Annotated in this window: 1 pseudogene; it reads left to right on the forward strand. The window is 73.5% G+C overall.

Annotated elements, in window-relative coordinates:
* Positions 1-1,737: pseudogene (locus MKK63_RS09425) on the forward strand (glycosyl transferase); the annotation flags it as partial.

Here is a 1,737-nt window from a genome sequence, read left to right on the forward strand (position 1 = left end):
GCCGGCCCCGCCCTGCCGCCCGTCGACGATCTCGCCAGCGCCGACGCGCAGGTTGCCGCGCTCACCCCGCATGTCGACGCCGCGTTCTACGCCACGTGGTACGGCATTACCGCCGATCCCGTGCGCGACTATCTCGTCCACGGATGGCGCGAGGGCCGCGATCCCCGCCCGGACTTCTCCTCCGCCGATTACCTCGCCGCGCACCCCGTCCTGGCCAAAGCCGGCATCAACCCGTTCCTGCACGCCCTCGTGCGTGCCGCCGGCAGCCTCGCCGCGGCCAGCACGGCGGTTCTGTCCCCGCCCGACACCCGCCAGGCCCAGCGTCTCGCCCGGCGACTGGTCGATGGGCCGTTCTACCTCGCCGGAAACCCCGACCTGCAGGCCGCCGGCGTCGATCCGGCCGCGCACTACATGGCGTCGGGCTGGCGCGAGGGCCGCGAGCCGGCGCCCCAGTTCGACACCCTGGCCTACTGCCTGACCCGCGGCCTCACCTACGCCACCCAGAACCCGCTGGTGCACTACGTCCTGCATGGCGGCCCCGCCCGGCCGGACCGCGCGGCGGCCCTGGCGCTGCGGATCGAGACGCTCGCGCCGTACTTCGACGCCGCCCACTACCGGGCGTCGCTCCGCGGGCCGGTCGCGGACGCGATGGCGGAGGCCTCCGAGGCCGAGTTGCTGCGGTCCTACGTGGAGAGCGGCTGGCGGGCCCTCGTCAGCCCGCGCCCGGACTTCGACCCGGCCGGCTTCGTGCAGGCACGCGCCGGCAGCCGGGCGGTTCAGGACGACCCGTTCTTCCGCTACGTGGCCGAGACGCGTCTGTCGGGGGCCGAGCCGTTCGTGGAGGCGGGGCGGCTGAACCTGCCGGCGGTGGATGCGGACTGGTACCGGGCGACCTACCCGGACCTGGGCGCGCAGGCGCCGTACCTGCACTTTGCCGGGGCTGGCTGGCGGGAACTGCGCGATCCGGGGCCGGGGCGTTCGACGCTCGACGCGCTGTTGCGGGTGTGCGGGCTGCGGCCGGCCCGGGCGCCGATCGACGACACGGCCTGGCTCGGGGCGATCGGGCGCGAGCCCGTGGATAAGGCGGCGGCGCTGGAGCGTCAGGCACAGCTGATCGCGAAGCACTTCGACCACGCGTTCTACCGGCAGCGCTACGGTCTCGCGCCGGAGGCGGACGCGGTGGGCGACTACTGCGACACCGGCTGGCGACGCGGCCGCAACCCAAGGCCCGACTTCAACGGGCAGGCCTATCTGGAGGCGCATCCGGGCGTCCGCGAGACCGGCTTGGCGCCCTTCGTCCATTTCCTGGCGACGGCGTTGCTGCATGGGGCCGACCTATCTGCCGGCGCCTTCGATCCGCGCTACGGCACGCCGGAAACGCGGGAGGCGGCGCTCGAAGACGACATGCGCCTGATCGCGCCCCATTTCGACGCCGCCTATTACGCCAAGCGTTATCCCGATACCAAGACCGCAGCCGGCGGCCCGCTCGCGCATTTCGTCGCCTATGGCCAGCACGAGGGCCGCGACCCGAGCAGGACCTTCTCCATCGCGTTCTATGCGGAGACCTACGGCCATCTGTTCGGTCCTGGGGAGTCACCGTTCCTGCACTACGTGCGCGTCGGCCGCGCCGCCGGCCTGATGGGCTGCCCCGAGGATCTCGGGACGCTCCCGCCGCTCACCGCCCCCGATCCGCATGACTGGGACGGCCTGCCCCCCGCCCGGCCGATCGCGGACGCC

Source organism: Methylobacterium sp. J-088 (assembly GCF_022829295.1).
Lineage (GTDB): Bacteria > Pseudomonadota > Alphaproteobacteria > Rhizobiales > Beijerinckiaceae > Methylobacterium.